General features: G+C 42.4%; 24 protein-coding genes. 6 read left to right on the top strand and 18 right to left on the bottom strand.

Going from position 1 to position 22,133, the window contains the following annotated elements; translation table 11 throughout:
- Positions 1-44 precede the first annotated feature (44 nt).
- The 4 genes from Q4533_RS03280 to crp all read right to left on the bottom strand — a co-directional run bounded on the left by Q4533_RS03280 (position 45) and on the right by crp (position 3,121).
- Positions 45-1,403: an ATP-binding protein gene (locus Q4533_RS03280; protein WP_303501857.1), complete on the bottom strand. Its 1,359-nt coding sequence runs from the start codon at positions 1,401-1,403 to the stop codon at positions 45-47.
- Positions 1,400-2,074: a response regulator transcription factor gene (locus Q4533_RS03275; protein ID WP_102439917.1), complete on the bottom strand. Its 675-nt coding sequence runs from the start codon at positions 2,072-2,074 to the stop codon at positions 1,400-1,402. The genes Q4533_RS03280 and Q4533_RS03275 overlap by 4 nt, the downstream gene beginning before the upstream one ends.
- Positions 2,055-2,399, bottom strand: coding sequence for a PepSY domain-containing protein (locus Q4533_RS03270; protein ID WP_076538976.1), 345 nt, complete (start codon positions 2,397-2,399; stop codon positions 2,055-2,057). Before Q4533_RS03270 ends, Q4533_RS03275 begins: the two co-directional genes overlap by 20 nt.
- 86 nt (positions 2,400-2,485) lie before the next feature.
- Complete coding sequence (gene crp, locus Q4533_RS03265; RefSeq protein WP_076538973.1) at positions 2,486-3,121, bottom strand: cAMP-activated global transcriptional regulator CRP; 636 nt, start codon at positions 3,119-3,121, stop codon at positions 2,486-2,488.
- A 375-nt stretch (positions 3,122-3,496) separates the two neighbouring features.
- On the opposite strand from crp, the gene Q4533_RS03260 reads away from it, so the two are divergent.
- Positions 3,497-4,288 (top strand): tetratricopeptide repeat protein, encoded by a 792-nt coding sequence (locus tag Q4533_RS03260; RefSeq protein WP_102439961.1) that lies wholly within the window; start codon positions 3,497-3,499, stop codon positions 4,286-4,288.
- A gap of 233 nt (positions 4,289-4,521) precedes the next feature.
- The gene (locus Q4533_RS03255) at positions 4,522-4,854 is read left to right on the top strand and encodes a hypothetical protein (RefSeq protein ID WP_303501855.1); all 333 of its coding nucleotides are present in this window, start codon (positions 4,522-4,524) and stop codon (positions 4,852-4,854) included.
- Between the two features lie 275 nt (positions 4,855-5,129).
- Here Q4533_RS03255 and Q4533_RS03250 read toward each other — a convergent pair whose 3' ends face one another.
- From Q4533_RS03250 to Q4533_RS03240, 3 genes are all read right to left on the bottom strand, one after another.
- The gene (locus tag Q4533_RS03250; RefSeq protein ID WP_102475917.1) at positions 5,130-6,038 is read right to left on the bottom strand and encodes a phosphoribulokinase; all 909 of its coding nucleotides are present in this window, start codon (positions 6,036-6,038) and stop codon (positions 5,130-5,132) included.
- A 148-nt stretch (positions 6,039-6,186) separates the two neighbouring features.
- On the bottom strand, positions 6,187-6,453 hold the full coding sequence (locus Q4533_RS03245; protein ID WP_102439914.1) for a YheU family protein: 267 nt from the start codon (positions 6,451-6,453) through the stop codon (positions 6,187-6,189).
- Positions 6,454-6,455: 2 nt separating this feature from the next.
- Positions 6,456-7,418, bottom strand: coding sequence for a hydrolase (locus Q4533_RS03240; RefSeq protein WP_102439913.1), 963 nt, complete (start codon positions 7,416-7,418; stop codon positions 6,456-6,458).
- 98 nt (positions 7,419-7,516) lie between these two features.
- Here Q4533_RS03240 and Q4533_RS03235 point away from each other — a divergent pair, with 98 nt between their 5' ends.
- Both Q4533_RS03235 and Q4533_RS03230 read left to right on the top strand, forming a co-directional pair.
- Positions 7,517-8,017: a TAT leader-containing periplasmic protein gene (locus tag Q4533_RS03235; RefSeq protein WP_102520645.1), complete on the top strand. Its 501-nt coding sequence runs from the start codon at positions 7,517-7,519 to the stop codon at positions 8,015-8,017.
- Positions 8,018-8,052: 35 nt separating this feature from the next.
- Positions 8,053-9,648 (top strand): GMC family oxidoreductase, encoded by a 1,596-nt coding sequence (locus Q4533_RS03230; RefSeq protein WP_303501853.1) that lies wholly within the window; start codon positions 8,053-8,055, stop codon positions 9,646-9,648.
- A gap of 31 nt (positions 9,649-9,679) precedes the next feature.
- Here the strand turns inward: Q4533_RS03230 and Q4533_RS03225 are convergent, their stop codons facing one another.
- Positions 9,680-10,129: a TIGR02444 family protein gene (locus Q4533_RS03225; protein WP_303501851.1), complete on the bottom strand. Its 450-nt coding sequence runs from the start codon at positions 10,127-10,129 to the stop codon at positions 9,680-9,682.
- A gap of 31 nt (positions 10,130-10,160) precedes the next feature.
- Positions 10,161-12,071, bottom strand: coding sequence for an ABC transporter ATP-binding protein (locus Q4533_RS03220; RefSeq protein ID WP_102439909.1), 1,911 nt, complete (start codon positions 12,069-12,071; stop codon positions 10,161-10,163).
- A gap of 164 nt (positions 12,072-12,235) precedes the next feature.
- Here Q4533_RS03220 and Q4533_RS03215 point away from each other — a divergent pair, with 164 nt between their 5' ends.
- Positions 12,236-12,433, top strand: coding sequence for a YheV family putative zinc ribbon protein (locus Q4533_RS03215; RefSeq protein WP_303501849.1), 198 nt, complete (start codon positions 12,236-12,238; stop codon positions 12,431-12,433).
- A gap of 151 nt (positions 12,434-12,584) precedes the next feature.
- Here the strand turns inward: Q4533_RS03215 and Q4533_RS03210 are convergent, their stop codons facing one another.
- The 8 genes from Q4533_RS03210 to sfsA all read right to left on the bottom strand — a co-directional run bounded on the left by Q4533_RS03210 (position 12,585) and on the right by sfsA (position 19,977).
- Positions 12,585-13,121: a DUF4124 domain-containing protein gene (locus tag Q4533_RS03210; protein ID WP_102439907.1), complete on the bottom strand. Its 537-nt coding sequence runs from the start codon at positions 13,119-13,121 to the stop codon at positions 12,585-12,587.
- A 630-nt stretch (positions 13,122-13,751) separates the two neighbouring features.
- The gene (panC, locus tag Q4533_RS03205; protein WP_102475920.1) at positions 13,752-14,597 is read right to left on the bottom strand and encodes a pantoate--beta-alanine ligase; all 846 of its coding nucleotides are present in this window, start codon (positions 14,595-14,597) and stop codon (positions 13,752-13,754) included.
- Between the two features lie 134 nt (positions 14,598-14,731).
- Entirely contained in the window at positions 14,732-15,526 is a 795-nt protein-coding gene (gene panB, locus Q4533_RS03200) for a 3-methyl-2-oxobutanoate hydroxymethyltransferase (protein WP_102435750.1), read from the bottom strand.
- Between the two features lie 66 nt (positions 15,527-15,592).
- Entirely contained in the window at positions 15,593-16,123 is a 531-nt protein-coding gene (gene folK, locus Q4533_RS03195; RefSeq protein ID WP_102435714.1) for a 2-amino-4-hydroxy-6-hydroxymethyldihydropteridine diphosphokinase, read from the bottom strand.
- A 2-nt stretch (positions 16,124-16,125) separates the two neighbouring features.
- Complete coding sequence (locus tag Q4533_RS03190; protein ID WP_241901108.1) at positions 16,126-17,463, bottom strand: polynucleotide adenylyltransferase PcnB; 1,338 nt, start codon at positions 17,461-17,463, stop codon at positions 16,126-16,128.
- A gap of 167 nt (positions 17,464-17,630) precedes the next feature.
- Positions 17,631-18,509, bottom strand: a complete 879-nt coding sequence (gluQRS, locus tag Q4533_RS03185) for a tRNA glutamyl-Q(34) synthetase GluQRS (protein ID WP_102435718.1) — start codon at positions 18,507-18,509, stop codon at positions 17,631-17,633.
- Positions 18,510-18,710: 201 nt separating this feature from the next.
- The gene (gene dksA / locus Q4533_RS03180) at positions 18,711-19,154 is read right to left on the bottom strand and encodes an RNA polymerase-binding protein DksA (protein ID WP_102435720.1); all 444 of its coding nucleotides are present in this window, start codon (positions 19,152-19,154) and stop codon (positions 18,711-18,713) included.
- Between the two features lie 118 nt (positions 19,155-19,272).
- Positions 19,273-19,977: a DNA/RNA nuclease SfsA gene (gene sfsA, locus Q4533_RS03175; RefSeq protein WP_303501846.1), complete on the bottom strand. Its 705-nt coding sequence runs from the start codon at positions 19,975-19,977 to the stop codon at positions 19,273-19,275.
- 142 nt (positions 19,978-20,119) lie between these two features.
- Between sfsA and pepB the strand changes: the two genes are divergently transcribed.
- On the top strand, positions 20,120-21,394 hold the full coding sequence (gene pepB / locus Q4533_RS03170; RefSeq protein ID WP_102435724.1) for an aminopeptidase PepB: 1,275 nt from the start codon (positions 20,120-20,122) through the stop codon (positions 21,392-21,394).
- A 68-nt stretch (positions 21,395-21,462) separates the two neighbouring features.
- Here pepB and thpR read toward each other — a convergent pair whose 3' ends face one another.
- A complete protein-coding gene (gene thpR / locus Q4533_RS03165; RefSeq protein ID WP_157937388.1) occupies positions 21,463-22,014 on the bottom strand; it encodes an RNA 2',3'-cyclic phosphodiesterase in 552 nt (183 codons plus the stop codon).
- Positions 22,015-22,133 lie beyond the last annotated feature (119 nt).

Genomic DNA, 22,133 nt, shown 5'->3' with positions numbered 1-22,133 from the left:
TTTTTCATTGTTAAGTTGCAAGGTTTTAGTACGCCATTAAGGGATTATGTTACGGCGCTACCATCTGGGGTGGTATTGGCAAATATAATGCAAACATGTAAGCCTTTTAACACATCACCACGCTCGAACTTGAGTTGATAACCATATTGCTCAACAATTTCTTTTACAATGGATAACCCCAGCCCATGGCCTAACACGGCTTCATCTAAACGTTTACCGCGATTGGTCAGTTGGCTGATTTGATCGTCATTGACGCCGGGGCCATCATCTTCGATACACAGGGTTAATGTTTGTTGCTGCTGAGATACCGTCAAATTGACCGCTGAATTTGCCCACTTGTAAGCGTTATCTAATAAATTACCAAACAGCTCCATACCATCTTCACGGTGTATCGGCAGGCGACTTATGTCATCGCTGACATCAATGCTGCAATGAATGTTTTTATGGTGATGTACTTTATCTAGAGTGCTAATGAGCGCCTCAAAATCACGTGGCACCACCATTTGCGCTGCTGGCAGCATATCACCAGTAATTCTAGCTGCAGTGAGCTTACGTTCGATCATGTTGCGGATCAGGTCTAATTGCTGCTGCATGGCTTTAGCCGCTTGCGGGTTTGATAAACCCAATACTTCAACTTGTTGCTGCATCACGGCTAATGGGGTTTTTAGGCCGTGGCTTAAATTACCTAAATTATTTCTACTGCGCTCAATTTGATTAGCGGTGTAATCTAATAATTCGTTATAGGTTTCAGCTAAAGGTTTTATTTCAACTGGAATCTTGGTGACTTCTAGGGCATCGATTTCACCTTGGCGTAATTTGGCCAGTGAATCTTGAATGTGTTTAACTGGCTTAAATGATTGGCGTAGAATGATAAAAATACCGCCAATCATTGCCAGTAGCATGGCGATATTAATCGCCAACTTAGTGCCAAACACTTCACTAAAGACCCGCCGGCCAATACTTAAGTCTTGAGCAACCGTAAGGGTGGCAACTTTATCGCCATTGATTGAGCCTATACCAATCGATAATAACTGCATGTCATTATTTTTTGGCCCTTTGGCTTGCCATACCCGGGTTTGATCATGCTGCAATAATTCGATATCTAATTGCACATCCCATAGAGAACGGGAGCGGATCACTTGATCATCGGAGTTAAATTGAAAGTATCGACCTGAATAGGCGGGTTTGTAAAAGCTGGAGAGTTGGTTTTGGTCGATGATAATTTCACCAGCATTGATATGGCTGGCGATAATGATGTGTTCTAAATCTTCTTCGAGACGATTGATGATAGAGTCATGAAACGCTTGTCTTAACATGGACTCAAATAATATGAGTCCGATGACGGTGGCAATAATGATTAAACCGCTAAGCCATAAACTTAGCTTACTGCGGATTGATATCATTCAACAATGCCGTGAAAAATATACCCTTGGCCACGGCGGGTTTCAATGGCGGTTTTACCAAGTTTTTTACGTAAATGGGTAACGTATACTTCAACCACATTTGATTCTTTTTCATCGTCAAATTGATAAAGCTTATCGGTAAGTTGTGCTTTTGAGAGTAATTTCTTTGGCGACATTAAAAATATTTTTAATAGTCTAAATTCCATGGCGGTTAATTCGTAATGCTTGTCACCGATATGCACTCGTTGCTCTGACTCATCAAGGGTAATGCCACCATAACTCAACTGCTTTGATGAGGTATTAAGACGGCCATGGGCACGATGAATAAGTGCCTGAACTCGCGCTAACAGCTCTTGAGCATGAAAAGGCTTACCAAGGTAGTCATCAGCCCCCGCATTAAAGCCTTCGACCTTCTCGTGCCACTGACTGCGCGCAGTGAGCATAATCACCGGCGTATCAATGCCTTTTTCACGCCAAGACTCGACGAGTGTTAAGCCATTACCGTCAGGCAAGCCAATATCCAAAATCACACAATCGTATTGAGTTTCTTTGATGAGGTAATCTGCTTCAACAGCTTTATCGGTTACATCAGTAACGTAGCCGGCTTGTTTTAGTTGTTTTTCAAGCTCAGCAACTAAGAGGGTGTTATCTTCAACGAGTAGCAGTTTCATTTATTTGGCATTCACTTGGTAGTTGGTCAATTGACTCTGGCATCCCATTTGTAGCATCGAGAAATAAATGGATGATATGCCCTTTTTTTATCTTTAACTGTAAATCATAACGCCATTTGTCATCCTCTTGATAGAGGCTGGCATCAATTAATTCACCCTGACAGTATTGTGCAAGTAAAGTGAGGGAATAATCAAGCGAACGAATGCTACCGGATGTAACTAAGCGTTGAACTTCATCATGTGGTAGCTCTGCAGTCATTGCTTGTGATGCTGGTGTTAGAGTCGATATAAGTAGACTGAGTAGTAATGCAGTCAGCAGCCTCATCAGACAGACTCCCATAAAAAAAGTGATAATTAGAATTGCTAATTATCACTTTAATTAATCACCCTTAAATCAAGCTGAAGCTTAACTTAACGAGTGCCATATACCACAATAGTTTTACCGTGAGCTTGAATAAGATTTTGTTCTTCAAGCATTTTTAATATACGGCCAACAGTCTCACGTGAACAACCTACAATTTGACCAATCTCTTGACGAGTGATCTTAATTTGCATGCCATCAGGGTGAGTCATTGCATCTGGTTGCTTAGCAAGGTGTAATAATGTTTGTGCGATGCGTCCAGCAACGTCTAAGAAAGCTAAATCGCCGACTTTTTGGCTAGTGCTGTGCAAACGGTAAGCCATTTGCGCAGTTAACTTCATTAGAATTTCAGGATTAACCTGAATCAGTTGCTTGAATTTCTTGTAAGAAATTTCTGCGATTTCACAAGGTTGTTTGGCACGAACCCAAGCTGTACGTTCAGCTTGTTCTTCGAATAAACCAAGTTCACCAATAAAGTCACCTTGATTAAGGTATGAAAGGATCATTTCTTTCCCTTCTTCATCTTTAATCAATACAGCGACTGAACCTTTAACGATGTAATACAAGGTATCAGACTCTTCACCTGCGTGTATCAAGGTGCTTTTCGCTGGGTATTTATGGATGTGACAGTGTGAAAGAAACCATTCCAAAGTTGGATCAGGTTTAGGCTTGCCAATCAGAGCCATGTGTATTTCCTCGATTGATAAAATGAAAGTAAGGACTATCTAATAAAGTAATTGTACTTGAGTTAATCGTGTAAAACTTTGATGAAGATCGAGTTTAACATTATGAAAAAACAGTCAAGTACGGTATTAAGTTATTAAATTAGAAATTTATTTTTGCAGCTGCACGCCACATTATTATCTAATTTAGCCTTATCTGTTTTAATTGGCAAGTTGATGTTTCTTTAAAAGCATTGTTTTATCAGATTTTTATCAAGCTTTAGATTGAAGATGAACGATTTATTATGATTAATAGGGATTGGTTTATTGTAAAAATCCCCATTGGTGGTTATTGTTAATTTGATTATCAAAGTTGAATCGCTGCAGTACGAGGTTAGTTTGAAATATTCGCAGAAATTATTAAGTGTTGGCTTAGCCTGCTCATTAGGTTTATTGACGAGTGTCAGTGCGCCAGTCAGTGCCTTTTCAATTCCTCAATCGAAAGCATCTCAAGCGGCTAGTAAATTAGTTCATATCCAATTGCGGGCGGCGGAAGGCAATGCCGACGCACAATTTTTATTAGGGCTAATGAGTTTAGCGGGGCGATTTGTCGACCAAGATATTGATCAAGGCATTTATTGGGTCGAGCAAGCGGCGCTACAAGATCATATTAAAGCGCAGCAAACTTTGGCAGATTTAACCTTTGAAGGAAAGTTATTACCGCGGGATTTAGCGGTAGCAGAAAAATGGTACCAGTCTTTAGCTAAGCATGGCGATCCACGAGCTCACTTTCGATTAGGCTTTATTTACTCTGCTGGTGGCGATGGTGTAACCCGCAGTTGCGGCAAAGCTTTAGAGCAATTCACCCAAGCAGGTGACGAAATTGCGCTGGGGAATGTGGCGTGGATTTTAGCGACCTGCCCTGAAGAAGAGTATCGTAATGGGTCAAAAGCGGTGCAGCTTGCACTGCAATTGCTTGAAAGTAACGCTAACGATCCAACCAACTTAGATAACCTTGCTGCTGCTTATGCCGAAATGGGTGAGTTTGAACTGGCTGTTGATACCCAACAAAAAGCCATTGAAGCATTAAAGCAAAACCCAGAAGTTGCCCAGAGCGATGAATTTATCATGCGACTTGAACAGTATCAGCAAGGCAGGGCTTATCGTGAAATCATTCCATTAATGAATTAAGCAATGTTTTGTTTGAATTGAAACGGCCAACAAGGCCGTTTTTTTGTGGCTAAATTTTAGTGCGCGTGGACAAATCATAGCTATTATTAGCTGATGATTAGAGTCAGTTTATTCATCACGACTAGGCGATCACAATGAATGGAATTGTAGATAATAAATTAAAGCTCTATCAGCTTACGGTGATATTTAGCTTACTGTTTTCGCTAATGGGATTCTCATAAAACGTCTGGCGTATGGAGATAACAGAGCATAATAGCAATGTTAGAACAGCAAGTTTTGAAATGCTGCTAGAGCTAGCGCAATTAGAGCAATTGGTCTATGCGGCGCATTACGATAATGATACTGAATTAGGTAACCCTAGGGTGGGATGGGTCAAAGTGGGCTTAATTGAAGATTTAAGTTCATTAACCAATGATCAAGTCAGGCTTAAAGCACAAAATTTAACCTTGGTTTGGTCAGAACAATGGCAACAGATGCTAGAGAGCGAAGCTGCAAGTATGGAGATTACCGCTAAAATTGATTTGGTTCGGGCTGAGATAAAACGCTTACTGGTCTCGTTAAATTAACGGTTTAACAGGGCGAGTTGAAATGGTTTTAGTCTTAATTGAACGCGGCTTATAAGGGCGCTTCAAAGAGCAAGTGACAGGAACAGCGAATAATAGAAGCAGGTTTGCTGATATGCCCAAGTGCGCTAACAGATAAATAAGGGGGAATTAACACCCAAGAGCACATCAACTATCGTTCTTTCGCCTGAAGTCCCGACAGCGAGAATGATAATGGTTTAGGCTTAAATTAAGCTTAACCTGCCAAGTTTACTTGTATTACTTGTATTAGTCGTTGCTTATTCTGCTGGGCTAGCATCATCGAGCTGTTGTACTTCATCGGCAGCTGCTTTTTTCTGCATAATATCTTTAATCAGTGGGGTTAATATTAACTCCATTGCTAATGACATCTTGCCACCAGGCACGACTAAAGTATTGATGCGTGACATAAACGAGCCGTCAATCATTCTTAAGTAATAAGGAAAATCAACATTGTCAATATCTCTAAAGCGGATCACCACAAAACTTTCGTCTAAGCTGGGGATGTCTTTAGCGCTAAATGGATTGGAGGTATCAACTGTAGGAACTCGTTGAAAGTTGATATGGGTGCGAGAAAATTGTGGCGTCATATGCTTAATATAATCATCCATACTGCGCACAATCGAGCCCATGACTTTTTCACGGCTATGGCCTCTGTCTGAGGTATCGCGAATAATTTTTTGAATCCACTCTAAATTGACAATGGGCACCATACCAATCAATAAATCTACGTGCTTGGCAACATCAGCATCTTCAGTGACGACGCCGCCATGCAAACCCTCGTAATACAGCATATCGGTTTTTTCAGGTAATGGGTGCCACTGGGTAAATGTGCCGGGCATTTGGTTAAATGGCACCGCTTCATCAAAAGTATGTAAGTAGCTACGGGTTTGGCCTTGGCCTGTTTCGGCATAGCTTTTAAAGCACTCTTCAAGTTTGACGAAATTATTGGCTTCAGGGCCAAAGTAACTGAGGTTGTTATTTTCAGCCTGTGACTTGCGAATTAATACTTCCATCTCTGCACGGGTGAAGTTATGGAAACTATCCCCTTCAATAAACGCTGCATTAATGCCCAGCTGGCGGAAGATATGAGTAAATGCTGTGGTCGTTGTTGTTGTGCCTGCGCCAGATGAGCCAGTAACAGCAATAATGGGGTGTTTAATAGACATTTATCCTACCTAGATCAAACGTGAAGAAGTTAATTATGATGACAATTCAGTATTTTATAATCCGTTAGTCATTCACATTCACATGTTTCAACCTGAAGAAAAACAGACTCTATTTATACGGCTTGAAACGGGTTAGGTCAATCTTGCATTAAAAGAATGGCTCTTTGTCATCACTGTTTGGATGAATGATCTGCTGTTTTTGTCTAATGGCAATGGATTCATCTTCTTCGCTAAATTCAACGATGAGTTCGCCTTGTTTTAAAGCTTGTTTACATTGATTTATGGCATTTTGTAACTGAGCGTCATCGGTTTGGCCAAAAGAGCCATCTTCAATTTGGGTAAACAAGTACTCTTTAATTAAATTGTCTAATGTTGCTGGTGGCAGTTGTAGCAAGGCATCATAAGGAATAAGCATAATTAGCTCTTTAAAAAATGGATAATTCTTGATTCAAGGTAAAAACGTGGCTTCCAAGGAACGCCGCCGCTGATAAAGCCAACATGGCCGCCCTTAGGGTGTAACTCGTATTCCACATGTTCTGATAATTCTACTGCCGCAGGAATGACATCATCGGTCATGAAAGGATCGTCTTGAGCATGGATAACTAAGGTCGACTTGCTGACATTTTTTAAAAAAGGCTTACCACTGGCTCTTTGGTAGTAATCATTAACGTCAGCAAAACCGTGTAAAGGAGCCGTCACTTTATCATCGAATAAATAAAAGGTGCTTAATTGCTGAATTTGCGCTTCAGTGACGGGCATTTTCTCAACCAAATTGCTTTGCAGTACTTTGCTGTGCATTTTGGCTTGCAGTTGCTTTATTAAATGCTGCTGATAAACTTTTGAAAAGCCCTTTTCTAATTTTTTAGCACAGGCTGCGAGCCACAAAGGCGCTGAAACAATTATGGTTTTTTCTAGCAAGCTTTGCTCGCCTTGTTCACCTTGATATTTTGCCAGTACATTGCCGCCTAGGCTGTAGCCGACGGCATACAGTGGTGATTCTGGGTACTGCTGATGTAACTGAGTTAGGGTAAAGTGAATATCTTCGGTGTCGCCACTATGGTAACTTCTGGCTAACCGATTTGGCTCGCCTGAGCAACTACGGTGATGATGGACAACAGCGCATAAGCCATGGTTTTGGGCGGTTTGTAGCATACGCCTGACGTAGTGTGATTCACTACTGCCTTCAAGTCCATGGAGGATCACTAAAATTGGCTGGCCATTTTGCGGCTTGCCTAACCAATCCAAATCAATAAAATCACCGTCAGTCAGCTCTTGGCGCTGTCTGTGGGTGTCTGGTTTGGCCACCTTAAATAAAACAGGTAAAATCGTTTGAATATGAGGACTTACTGCCCACCATGGTGGAGTGAAAATCTTTTTCATAAGGGTATGTATAGTGCAATAGTTTGTGAATGTTCAAACGTATGTTTAAATGTTGTTAGCGACCACTTTATCACAGATGTTTGCAGCAAGGGATAACTATGAAACGAAGAACCTTTTTGGCTGGCGCCTTTACCGGTACCGCTGCGCTGGCCTTGGGTGTGAGTTTATACACCCCAGACATTACCGATCATCCTGATGAAAATCATCGTTTACTTTTTAATGTGCTAATCCCTATTTTTATGGATGGCACTTTGCCAGAAGTTGCTAATTATCGCGAAGCCTTTATTAATCGTACCATAGTCGCGATTAATCAAACCATCAGTGTGCTGCCTGATGATCAAAAAAGCGAGATTAATCAGCTATTAAATCTACTTGAGAGCCGGATGGGTTTATTGCTGCTAACGAGTAGCCTGACGCCATTGATGCTTCGCTCTGCTGATGAGTTAGTGTTGATGCTAGAAGAGTGGCGCCATCATTTTCTGCAAATGCTGCAAACTGCCTATCTTGGCTTACGGGAATTAGTGCTATCCAGTTATTATGCCTGCCCAGAGCATTGGGGACGGTTACATTACGCTAAACCCACTTTTTTGACAGTCTAATTTTCTTTGATGTAAACCGTGTTTAGGAGTGAGACGTGGCCGCTAATATTATTGACCCCATTACAGAAGGTTTAAAAGCCGGCTGGCAACATATTGATGCGAGTAAACTTGAAAACGATCAGCATTTTGAAGCAGACGTAGTGATTGTCGGCACGGGCGCGGGGGGCGGAACGGCAGCTGAAATCCTCACTCAAGCGGGTCTTAAGGTCATCATGGTTGAAGCTGGACCACTTAAATCGTCCAGTGATTTTAATATGGAAGAGCGCCGTGCTTACCCTGATCTATATCAGCAAGCAGCAGCGATGAAAACCGCTGACAAAGGTATTGGTATTTTTCAAGGTCGCAGTGTGGGCGGCTCAACGACGGTTAATTGGACCACCTCAATTCGTACACCTGAGCAAGCCTTAGCATTTTGGGCCCAAGAAAAGTCAGTTAAAGGCCTATCGTCAGAAAGCTTATTGCCATGGTTTGAAAAAATGGAAACGCGGCTAAATATCAGCGAGTGGCAATTTCAACCTAACCGTAATAATGCGGCCTTAAAAGAAGGCTGTGAAAAACTCGGTTGGGAATATACGGTGATCAAACGTAATGTTAAAGGTTGCTGGAATACAGGTTATTGCGGTATGGGGTGCCCGGTCAACGCTAAGCAGTCTATGCTGGTCACCACCATACCGAGTGCCTTAGAGCAAGGCGCTCAGTTAATATCAAACGCTAAAATTACTGATCTACAGCATAAAGCCGATAAAGTGACTGGTTTAACCGCCAGAGCGCCTCTTGCTTCAGGCCATGGCGCGACTCTGACTTTTAAGGCGAAGCACTATATTCTTAGTGCGGGTGCTCTTCATACGCCGACGATTTTAATGCGTGCTAATACCCCAGATCCTTATCAGCTTTTAGGTAAAACTTTTCTTCATCCTACTTTGTTATCAGGCAGCATTTTTGATAAGCAAATTGATGGCCATAGCGGCGCGCCGCAATCGATATATTCCGATGAATTTGTATGGCGTGATGGCGCTGCTGGAGAGCTGGGTTATAAATTAGAAGTGCCCCCGATCCATCCAGTATTAATCGCATCAAAAACCATTGGTTATGGTCGTAGTCATGCCGAGTTAATGACCCAGTTTAACAATTTACAGGTGATGATTGCCTTAGTGCGTGATGGCTATTCGGCTCAGTCTCCAGGTGGGCAAGTACGCTTAACTGATACCGGCTTTGCGTTAGATTATCCGCTACAAAAACCTTTTTGGGATGCGGCGAGAAGGGCGTTTGCCACTATGGCAGAGCTGCAATTTGCTGCAGGTGCTAATGCCGTGTTGCCCATTAATGATGGTGTTGGCAAGCAGCTTAACTGGCAACAAGCCAAGCAAACCATTGCCACTATGGATATTGGTTTATTAAAAACCATTGTAGCCTCTGCCCATGTAATGGGCGGTTGCGCTATGGGAGAAGATAAAACCCTATCGATGGTCAATAGTGAGGGGAGCTCCCATTATTTTGAAAACTTGTCAGTTATGGATGGCTCCATATTTCCAACTAGTTTAGGTGCTAATCCGCAGCTATCGATTTACGCGATTGTGGCCCGAAATGCGACCTTATTGGCAGAGCGTTTAAAGCCGTCAGTTAAGGTTTAATGCTATGTGATTTTGTTAGTCTGCAGCGGTATTAAATTGCGTGTAAATTTTTAAAATCATCATGGTTAATCCCGAATAATGATAAGTAGTTATCGGTATTTTCATTTTCGCAATGCTGATTCGCTTTAATCTCTGGGGTAACAGTGTTGAGTTTTGTTAGTAGCATTTGCTGGGATTTACGTTCCAGCATTAACTCAATGTCGAGCATCTGCTGATATTCATTAGCTTTAATATGCTCTTTCGCTAAACGGCGCAAGGTCCGATAAGGGTTAACGACCTTGGTGTCCCAATCGTTTATGGTAGCCGCTAACGCTTGCCATTGGACTAAGGGCAGTAGATAGCCTTTTTTATCAAGGTATTGCGCCAGTAGCAGCATGTTAATATTCACTTGGTAAGCATCCTGAAGGCTGATGTAGCGCTTAGGTTCAATAGCGTATTGGCTTTCACATTCTCGCCATAGTAATGAATTAAACTGCTGCACTGATCCTATCCCTTGTTATCTGCATTATGAATTAACCGATACCAAACTCTTGTTCGATGATTTCAATTTCTTCTTGTAGCTCAAACCAGTTCATTTCACTTTCGTCCATTGATTGGGTGAGCGTGGTTCTTTCATTGAGTACTTTGGTCATTTTAGCTTTATTTTCAGCTTCATAAAGTGAACCATCAGCTAACTCTATTTCTAATTCTGCTAATCTGGCAGTGATTTTTTGTTGCTCAGTTTCTAACTTTATTTGTTTTTTACGCAGTGGCGATACTTTTTGTCTTAGCTCTGCTTCAATGCGTTTTTGCTGCTTTTTATCAATACTTGGAGTTGCCGAGCTATCTTTACTGCTATTGGACTGAGCCGCTTTAGCCGCATCTAATAACCATTGATGATAGTCATCTAAATCACCTTGGAATGGTTTAACAGCGCCTTGGTCTACTAAGTAGTAATCGCTACAGCTTAAACGTAAAAGATGTCGATCATGTGACACAATCACCATCGCACCTTCAAATGTTTGCAGCGCCATGGTCAATGCGTGACGCATTTCTAAATCCAAGTGGTTGGTGGGCTCATCGAGTAACAGTACGTTAGGACGCTGCCAAACTAATAGCGCCAACACTAAGCGCGCTTTTTCGCCACCAGAGAACGGTCTAACGGGGGCAAGTGCCATATCGCCATTAAAACCAAAACCGCCGAGAAAGTTTCTAAGTTCTAGCTCTTTTGCGTTAGGCGCTAATCGCACCATGTGCTGTAACGGGGTATCATCAAGACTTAAAAATTCAATTTGATGCTGAGCAAAATAACCAATATTCATTCCTGGATTAGGTTGGTATCTACCCGTTTTGGGTTGTAATTGACCCGATAGCAACTTAATTAAGGTTGATTTACCCGCGCCATTTCGGCCCAGCAAGCCAATACGTGCACCTGGTACTAAGTTAAGCTCCACTTCGCTAAGGATGGTTTTATCATCATAGCCAATAGAGACTTTCTCCATAGTCACTAATGGGTTAGGCAAGGCTTCAGGCTCACGAAATGCCATGTGAAATGGGCTGTCTGCATGGGATGGCAGTAAGTTAGCCATTTTCTCCAGCGCTTTTAAGCGGCTTTGGGCTTGTTTAGCTTTACTGGCTTTGTAGCGGAAGCGGTCAACAAAGCTCTGCATATGTGCCCGTTCTTTTTGTTGACGCTCATAGGCCACTTGCTGCTGCGCCATACGTTCGGCGCGGATCCGCTCAAAGGAGCTGTAGTTGCCTTTGTAGTAATTAAGCTTAGTATGTTCAACGTGAACAATTTCATCCACGATACCATCAATAAAATCGCGGTCATGGCTGATTAAGATCAGGGTACCTTGATAGGCCTTAATCCAGCCTTCTAGCCAGTACATGGTGTCTAAATCTAAATGGTTGGTGGGCTCATCCAGCAGCAGTAAGTCTGAGCGGCACAACAGTGCTTGAGCAAGGTTGAGTCGCATTCGCCAACCACCTGAAAAGCTCTTTACAGGATTGCTTTGCTCCGCTTCGCTAAAGCCTAGGCCTGCCAACAATGAGCCGGCGCGAGATTTAATCGCATAGCCGCCAATCGCATCAATTTTACCGTGGATGAGGGCAATTTTATGGCCGTCATCTTCATCTTGAGCTTTGTTTAATTGAACTTCAAGCTCTCGAAATTCACTATCACCATCAAGCACATATTCCAGTGCAGACACCTCTAGCGCAGGCGTTTCTTGGGCTACAGTGGCTATTTGCCAACCAGCAGGAAGGCTAAACTCACCCTTGTCAAGTTGTAACTGCCCCAAAATCAACGCTAACAGGGTTGATTTTCCGGTTCCATTGGCCCCGACCAGTCCCACTTTATGGCCCGGGTAAACGGTAAGGTTGGCATCATCGAGTAAGGTTTTAGTTCCGCGAATGAGCTGAGCTTGGCTGATGTTGATCATGAATAGCAACTTGATTGGAGTGAATACGTAAAGTGCAGTGATAATAACGTATCCCAATGCTGAATGACATTTTATTTCTGTGAAATAGTGAGACGCTTTGGCTGAAATCATGGCAAAATAGCGTCACAGGAATTGCACAATTACATTAGAAAAATAACAACATTATGCCAAAAATTAAAAAGCGCTTCGTTGCAGGAGCAAAATGTCCTAAATGTCACGCCCAAGACAGTATCGTATTATTCAAAGAAAATGGTATTGAAACTGTGGAATGTACTGATTGTGATTACCGAGAGCAACAAACGGAAGCTAAAGGGGCTGAAAAAGCCAATGGCAATATGATCGGAGTATTTAAGCCAGATTAGCGGCTGGAGTAACTGGCTTTGCTTCTCAAGAATATTGAGTTTGGCCTAGTGTTTAAGTTGATACTGGCTGTTTAAGTTGAGGCTAGCTGGTGAGGTCGATAATCAGTACTTAGCTAAAATGAAAGCGACTAAAAATCACTTTTAGTCGCGGCTAGCCTTCTTTTTGTGTCAGTGATGTTGGCGCATCACTTTCTTCGATGATTTTCTTTTTATGATCAGTTAATACGATGATAACTTGACGATTATTGCTCATAAGCTCGTCAAAGCGTGAATTGATTTCTTTCAAATCTTTAATGTAATCAGGGTCATCTTTTTCTTTTTTATGCCAATAGCGATTACGATCAAGTTTTTGGATTTCACTGGCGCGCAGAATTTCGAAGTAGCTGTTTTCTTGCTTCAATCGATACACTTCACTATCAAGCAGCTGAATTAACTTCTCTTTTGAAATGGTTTTTTTCTTCAGTAGGGCTTTGAGCGGGTCTTCTTTAAGGACAACTTTATCAGAGTCGATTTCGGTAGTGATCCCTAATTGAAATTCGATTTTGTGCTGACGATACTCTTTCGGGCAGACAGTTTGACTAAAGACGACGCGTTCATCTTTCATGCACTTATAAATGCCATTGGCTGATGCGATAGGGCTTGCAATCAACGCTAGCAAAATGAATGTTTGTAATAGTCTACTTGGCATGCGGCCACAGATCCTTTTGTCTAACCGATATCGTATCAACTTAGGTGTTGGGTTTATATCAGAAGGTTACCGCTTGGAGGCTCAATATCCATTGAGTTCCGCTGGTTGTTAATTATTATAGTCGGTTATTGCTGTAATGCTTTGGCATACTTTTTAACTATGGCTTAATTTTGGTGAGAATGCCAGTTTTTTGACGCTGGTTTTATAATGTAATAGTAAAAAATCACTATAAATTTGTAATACTTAGTGGGCAGTGGGTTAAGTCTTACACTGTTAATGGCGAATGGCTTAACGACTAAAAGTAAGGTTATTGATTCGGTGAGGTTTTCGCCAAAATTCAGTAATAAGTATTACAAAGTGATGATATGTTTCTGATTTAGCAATTACGATCGTAAGGCTTAGTGAATCCTCTTCTAAGTATTACTATCGAACAAGCCAACTAGTGAATGACTTAACGGCTAAAACTCAGGTTGTCGATTAGGCGAATATTGGCTAAAAAGGGCAGTAAAGCGAATTTCAAAATAACTATCTATTTGGATTAAAAATCATAATCATAATCAGAGTCAGCAATTAGACTAGTAAGACTTAGTGAATTCTCTTCTAAGTCTTACTAACGAACAAGCCAATGGTTTAACGACTAAAAGTTAGATTGTCGATTAGGCGAGTATTGCCCAGATAGGCCGCGACAAGTATAACAAAATGGTTATCTTCAGCTGTCACTGGGGCTAAAGTCGCTGCGTTTCTTACCGCTAAAAAGTCCATTTTAAAACCTGCATCAATGAGCTGTTGTTTAGCTACTTCAATGGCTAGCTCAATGGTTTCTCCAGCGGTCACTTGAGCGGCAACATAATCCATTACCTTCTTTATGCTTGTGGCTTGGATTTTTTGCTGGGCAGATAAATAGCCATTTCTAGAGCTCATAGCGAGCCCTGATGCTTCTCGAACAGTGTCGATGCCGATGATGTCGATAGGCAGAGATAAGTCTTCAACCATGGCGGTGATGACCATCAACTGTTGATAATCTTTACGACCAAATAGGGCGATATCCGCTTGAACAATATTAAATAGTTTACAAACTATGGTTGCCACACCGCGGAAGTGTCCGGGACGACTGGCGCCGCAAAACTCTTCGCCTATTTTAGGTACTTCAACAAAGGTCTGATTCTCTAAGCCTTTAGGGTAAATAATCTCTGGTGTCGGTGTGAATAGTAGCTCTGCACCCGCATTAATCAGTGCATTCTGATCATCTGCTAGGGTGCGCGGGTAAGCTGCTAAATCTTCATGTTGTCCAAACTGCATTGGATTAACAAAAATAGACACCACCACATGATCGGCTCTTTTAAGCGCTTCAGTAACTAATCTAATGTGACCTTGGTGTAAATTGCCCATGGTTGGCACAAACGCAACGGTTTCACCTTGCATATGCCATTGCTTTACTTGCTTTCTAATCTCAGCAATATTCGCGGTGGTGATCATCATTTTTACCTAAACTATTTATCCAAAATATCTATCGATTTAATTAATTGGTTCATTATTAATTAATTGGTTCACTATTAATTAATTGGTTCACTATTAATTAATTGGTTCACTATTAATTAATTGGTTCACTATTAATTAAATGAGTGTTCATCAGCAGGGAAACTGCCATTGGCAACTTCTTCGATATAGGCTCTTATTGCCGCGCGTATTTCGCCAGTTTGCTTGAGGTAGTTTTTAGAAAACTTTGGAATGTAACCACTGGAGATCCCCAGTACATCATGCATGACCAAAATTTGGCCATCAGTATCAGGACCTGCACCAATACCAATTACCGGTATGGTAAGCGCTTCAGAGATTTTTTTCGCGAGTGCAGTTGGAATGCATTCAACTACTAATAATTGCGCGCCAGCGGCTTCTAAAGCTTTGGCATCATCAATCATACGTTGGGCTTTATCTTCTTCTCGGCCCTGAATTTTAAAGCCACCAAATACGTGTACTGATTGCGGAGTTAACCCAAGGTGAGCACAGACAGGAATACCGCGTTCAGTGAGCATTTTAACGCTTTCAAGTAGCCATTCACCACCTTCCATTTTTACCATGGTTGCACCTGCTTGCATTAGGGTGCTGGCATTGCGCATGGTTTGTTCCGGTGTGGCGTAACTCATAAAAGGCATATCTGCGATAAGTAGGGCGCGTTTACAACCGCGGCTGACGCTGGCGGTGTGATAAGCAATGTCATCAACGGTCACAGGTAAGGTGTCATTGTGGCCTTGGAGCACCATGCCTAAGGAGTCGCCAACAAGAAGCACATCGACACCTTCGCTATCAAATGCGCCGGCAAAGCTGGCATCATAAGCGGTAAGGGCGGTAAATTTTTTACCTTCTTGTTTGAATTTTATCAGGGTTGAGCTAGTGACTTTTGACATAATAAACTCTGCAAAGAAATCATATTCAAATAATGGAAATACACTCTGAGCTACCATTACAATGGGTTAAATTTGAATTAACTCAGCTCGCATTTCAGTGGTAATAAGGTGTTGTAATTTAGTGTTACATGGTAGCACTAAATCGGCAGCAATATCTGCCAGTGGTATTAGCACAAAACTGCGTTGTTTCATGCCGTAATGGGGGACTGTTAATCTCGGTAAATCAACCATTAGCTCGCCATATAATAAAATATCGAGATCTAATGTTCTTGGTCCCCAGCGCAAATCTCTCACTCTACCTTGCTCATTCTCAATGGCCTGAAGGGCATCAAGTAAATCGATAGGGCTAAGAGTGGTGCTAAAGCTAACTACGGCATTGACATAGTCAGGTTGCTTTACATCGCCCATTGGTCGTGAGCGATAATAATGAGAGACCTTTATATGATGATCTTGCCCTAAGCTTTTTATTGCAGTAACTGCATTATCTAATTGCTGCTCTGGGTTTTCAAGGTTAGCGCCAAGGGCAACAAATACCCTTGTTGCCTTTTCAGCGGCTTTGGTCGCCCTAGTGTGAACCTTAAGTGGTTTATGACTCATTGTTATTCTTGAGTATTAGCAGGCTTTGGAGCTGGCTTAGGCTTATTAGGGCGTCTACGTTTACGCTGCTGGGCGTTACGATTTCTGCTTGGGCCATTCTTGTTACCGCTTTTGGCGATATCAGTACGTTGTTGCTCATCGGCTTCAACAAATGACTGCCACCAATTGGCAATTTTACCAATATTGCCCGCTTCGGCTTCGCCGCGCAGTAATAATAAATCATAAGCAGCGCGGAATTTAGGGTGCTCTAATAATTTGAAGGCACGGGTGCCTTGGCTACGTTCTAGACGCAATTGTAGCTGCCAAATATCTTTTGCTGGAGTACTGAAGCGGCGTGGAATGCTAATGGTGCGACATTGCTGCTCCATCACATCACCCATAGCGGCAACATGAGCATCGTAATGACTTAAGCCACTTTCTAAGGCAATATCATCAGCACGTTGCTTGAGTGGATACCACAATAATGCCGCATAAAAGAAGGCGGGCGTTACCGGTTTATCTTGGCTGACGCGTAAGTCGGTACTGGCCATGACTGCCGTTAGCATTTTAGCGGTATTGCCACTGGGTTGCTCTTTGATTAACGCAGCAATTTGCGGAAATAGCGGCGCAAATAAACCAAAATCTTGCATCATGTTGTAGTTAGCTTCTGCTTTGCCAGCAAAAAATAACTTTAGCACTTCTTCGTACATACGCGCTGCAGGGATATCTTTTAATAATGGCGCTAATTCTTTTATTGGCGCAGCCGTTACCGGCTCAATGGTCATATCCAGTTTGGTAGCAAAGCGCACCGCACGTAACATCCGCACCGGATCTTCACGGTAACGAGTTTCAGGATCGCCAATCAGCTTGATGACTCTAGCATCGATATCATGAATACCACCGCCGTAGCTGTGGATAGAGTAGTCGCTAATGTCGTAATACAGGGCGTTAATAGTAAAGTCGCGACGTTCAGCGTCTTCATCTATTTCACCGTAGACATTGTCACGAAGTAGACGACCTTCAGCATTGGATTTGGAAATTTTGTCATCATTTTCATTGTGATGACCACGGAAGGTGGCGACTTCGATAACATCACGGCCAAAAACAATGTGTGCCAATCTAAATCTGCGGCCCACTAAGCGTGAGTTTCTAAAGAGCTTTTTAATTTCTTCAGGGGTCGCATTGGTGACCACATCAAAATCTTTCGGCTCCATACCTAATAGAATGTCACGAACACCACCGCCAACTAGGTACGCTTTATAGCCAGATTTACTGAGTCTATAGAGTACTTTTAACGCATTTTCACTTATTTGGCGTCGAGAAATAGTATGGGCATCTCTGGTGACAATGTCCAAACGCAGGCCGTCATCTTGGCTTTGTGGCTCAATGACAGGAGTGGTTTTATTGTCTTCAAACAGCTGTTTGCAGAATTGACTTATACGGCGAAAAATAATACACCTCGAACGACATTATTAAATGGTTAAAAATCTGGCGGCTATGATATACCAAATGTTACTGAATGAGTATATCACTGCTCAATCAGAATCTCAGATAGTTGTGGAATTTGGCTAATCGCAAATTGCTCTGCGGCCTGTTTTAGCATGACATCGACATCATCAATATCAACTTGTTGTTGCCCAAGAAAGCGCAATGCGGCATTGATGCTGGCTTGGGGACGTTTTCGATCAATGGCATTAGCATAATTTTGCTTTGATAATTTAAACCCTGGCTTGGTGCAGGCTAAAGGTAGATGCAGCCAATTGGGGGAGTTAAAGCCCAAAATATTATTCATGCTTATTTGGCGGCAGCTGGTTTCCAGTAGATCGCAGCCTCTGACTATTTCAGTGATCTGTTGAAAGGCATCATCTAACACCACAGCTAATTGATAGGCGTAAAGGCCATCACTGCGTTTGATGATAAAGTCTTCAGCCGCAAAGCTGTGCTTTACCGTGACACTTCCCATCACTAAATCAGTAAAATGTTCAACCTGGGCGCTATTTCTGATACGAACGGCGCCTTGGGTTAATCGAGGGCGTAGCTGACCACAGCGGCTGTCATAAACGCCGCCCATTTGTTGAATTTTTTTTCGAGTGCAATGGCAAAAATAGCTAAGATCTTCTTTTAAGAGCTGCTCAATATGCTGCTGATAGATATCAAGCCGATGGCTTTGAAATAGCTCAGTATCATCCCAATGCAGGCCATAAGCCTCTAAGGTGGTCAATATATCACTGCTTGCACCAGCCACTTCTCTTGGTGGATCTATATCTTCAATCCTGACGAGCCATTTACCCTGTTGCTGTTTTGCCCGCAGGTAACTGCCAAGGGCTGCAATAAGGGAGCCAAAATGTAACGGGCCAGATGGGGACGGAGCAAAGCGACCAATATAAGCGGATGAGTTCAGCGACATAGCTTTTGCCTCGATTTATTGGTGTCGACCTAAAAGGTTACTACTTTTATGCCATAGCCGATAAACAAGTTCTGTTAATCCTAAAAGTAAAAATCAAAAAATACAAAAGGCGAGAATAATCTCGCCTTTTGGTATCAATACTGCCCCGCCTCATAAATAGCAAGCTAGCAGTTTTGCTGTGTGACAAATGTATGGGCTATATTAGCCAGCCATTTGTCTTTCTTTTATTTCTGCAAGCGTCTTACAATCGATACATTGATCAGCTGTTGGACGTGCTTCTAAACGGCGAATACCGATTTCAACACCACATGAATCACAGAAACCGAAATCGTCTTCTTCAATTTTTTGTAGTGTTTTTTCAATTTTCTTGATCAGCTTACGTTCTCTGTCGCGTGCTCGAAGCTCTAAGCTAAATTCTTCTTCTTGAGCTGCACGGTCAACAGGATCTGGAAAATTAGCAGCTTCATCTTGCATATGGTTCAAGGTGCGATCAACTTCTTCGCGTAACTGATTACGCCACGCGTCTAAGATGATCTTAAAATGAGAGCGTTGCTCTTCACCCATATACTCCTCGCCAGCTTTCTCCTGGTAAGGTTCTACACCTGCGATAGCGAGTACGCCAAGTTTTTTGGTGCCTTCAGGCATAACGCATCTCCTGTAATAATTAGTGATTTTATGTGCGTCTAAAATTTATGGCCGCTATCTATAGCAGAAACACTAGAGCGTGGCAAATTATTTGATTAGTAAGTTATACTTTTTTGAACTAAACAATGACTTTGCACTTACGAGTAATTTTGCTGGATAGCGCCGACAGTTCGGTTTGATATGCTAACACTTCAACCCCACAGTTAACTGCTTGCTTTAATAATTGTGCATATTGTGGATCGATATGCGCAGCAGCTTGAACGAGATTAATGCCGCTATGTTGGACGACAAAAAGTAATACCGCTCTGTGACCTAGACTAGCCATATGCATTAACTCACGCAAATGCTTTTGTCCACGAGTGGTAACTGAGTCAGGAAAGTAGCCTACTGCTTGCTCTAATAATGTACAGCTCTTTATCTCAACGTAACATAAAGGTTTAGTTTCATCACTGAGTAAAATGTCGATACGACTATTTTCATCACCATATTTCACTTCTCTTTTTAGTGATGCATAACCGCTAAGTTCAGTAATGACACCATTACTAATCGCCACTTCGGCTAATGCATTGGCGCGGCCGGTATTAATGCCAATTAAATGATTGTCGGGGGTGGCACTGAGCTCCCAAGTATTTGGGTATTTTCTTTTGGGGTTATCTGAGCTGGAAAACCAAACTGTTTCACCGGGAAACAAACAGTTTTTCATCGAACCAGTATTGGGGCAGTGAATGGTGATTTCGCTACCATCATCAAGTTGCACATCGGCCAGAAAACGTTTGTAACGCCTCAATAAAGTACCTTGTTGTAAGGGAGGGCTAAAGTCCATTAAAAAGAATGCTCCTAAAATTATTTATTAACAATTATTTTTACTAAATGATGCTGAATTAGTCACGTTCATTTAGTGATTTACAGTACACTTAGCTTATTGGTTATCTAAGTTACAACGCAAGCATAACAAGGACATTACAATGGAAATTATGACGATTACCCTAACACGAGAAGCGCCACAGAGCCTTTGGGGTAAAGCAGATGTGAGCTTTCAAGGCCATCAAGCGCTGATCCATTTATCTGCAGCAGATGAATTACGTCAAGTACAAATGGCGGCTAGAAAAATTCGTAGTCAGGGTATTAGCAAGGTGCAGCTTGACGGTGAGTTATGGAGCCTTGATTCGCAATGGGCTTTTTCTCAAGGTTTTACCACGGCCAAAGGCCCATTTGAAGTACTCTGGTGTGGTGACGTGAGCACTCAAGCCACTTTATCTCATCGCTTTGAAGCGGCAAGTTTCGCGCGCAAATTAGTTAACGAAACCCCTGAAGAATTGTCTCCGGTTATTCTTGCCGAGCACGCAGCAAACTGGCTCAAAGACATTGGTGGCGACAAGGTCAGTTTTGATATTTTTGAAGGCCAAGAATTACTCGAAAAACAATGGATTGGTTTACATGCGGTTGGCCGTGGCAGTGAGCGTCCGCCAGCGATGCTAGTGCTTGATTTTAATCCACTCGCAGCCGATGCCAAAGTATCCACCGCTCTTGTGGGCAAGGGCATTACCTTTGACTCTGGCGGTTACAGCATTAAGCCTTCAGAGGGCATGCTGGATATGAAATGCGATATGGGCGGCGCGGCAACAGTGACAGCCGCGCTGGGTCTAGCCATGAAAGCCGGTCTGAATAAGCGGGTTAAATTGTTTCTGTGTTGCGCCGAAAACCTCATCAGTGGCCATGCTTACAAGTTAGGTGACATCTTAACTTATAAAAATGGCGTTACCGTTGAAGTGGTTAACACCGATGCTGAAGGGCGTTTAGTGTTAGCTGACGGGCTGCAAGCAGCATCAGATACTGGAGCAGAATTAATTATTGATGCGGCAACACTGACAGGTGCGGCGATTATGGCTGTGGGCAATAATTACAATGCGATATTTTCACCGCAAATGGAAACCTTGCAATTAGCACAACAAAAAGCGGCCACTGTTGCTGAAAATGTCTGGCCATTGCCATTGGATACTTGGCATAAAGATATGTGCCCTTCACCTTATGCAGATACCGCCAATAGTCGCGCAATGAAAGGCGGCGGTGCAGGCGGCGCGTCAAATGCAGCAGGCTTCTTATGGCGCTTTGTGAGCCCAGAAGTTAACTGGTTGCACATGGATTTAGCTGGTGCATATGCATCATCGGCTACGCCATTATGGAGCGCTGGCGCAACAGCTCATGGAGTATTGACCATCGCGGCAATGTTAGAGCGATAAAGCCTATAACTCTTCAGGTTTTAGCTATAGATTCGAGAAACGAAAGCTGTCTAGGCAGCTTTTTTTCGTTATGGCTGTAAAGGCCACTGTTGCAGTGGTTTATATATAAGCCCTTGAGTACTGCTAATGGATTCATAGAGGGTTAAATGGCGGGCTTTTGTGTTTATAGCTTCAGTGAGTGCAGGTAACTTATCTATAAGGGCTGCAGGCTCTGACACAGCTCTAAATAAGCTGATATGGGGTCTAAATTCATGCTGAGTTTGATAAAGGTTTAAGTGTGATGTCATTAATTTTAAGCTGTGGGCAATATGCGCCAACGCTTTTTCGGCATCACCCTGAATGCACAAGACTTTCGCTTTAGGCCAGTAAGCAAGTTGTTGCAGTGGTTGTTCAAAAGCGCTGAAATGCTGCTCGGTGATATACCGATCAATCTGCAGCATCTGATCAGAACTAATTTTGCCTAAAAATGCAGCGGTTAGATGTAAATTCTCCCGCTTAACGGCGCTAACCTGTATACTCAGATGCGGCATTAATTGCTGCTGATATTGGCTCAATTGAGTGCGGTTTGACTCTGATAATGCAATGGCAATAAAACAACGTTTATGGTGATTTTTAGTCATGGGTCTCCTTAACGCCATTGATCCTTATCTGTTGTTAGCATTATTTTTTATTATTATGACGTTTATCGTCAAAGACATGTTAGCTTAATCGACGGCAACAGTTTACGGTTAGGTAAATT

Origin of the sequence: Shewanella sp. 6_MG-2023 (assembly GCF_030547195.1) — a bacterium.
In the GTDB taxonomy this organism is placed as follows: Bacteria; Pseudomonadota; Gammaproteobacteria; order Enterobacterales; family Shewanellaceae; genus Shewanella.
Note: the sequence above shows the minus strand (reverse complement) of the source record. Positions and strands in the feature narration are given on the sequence as shown.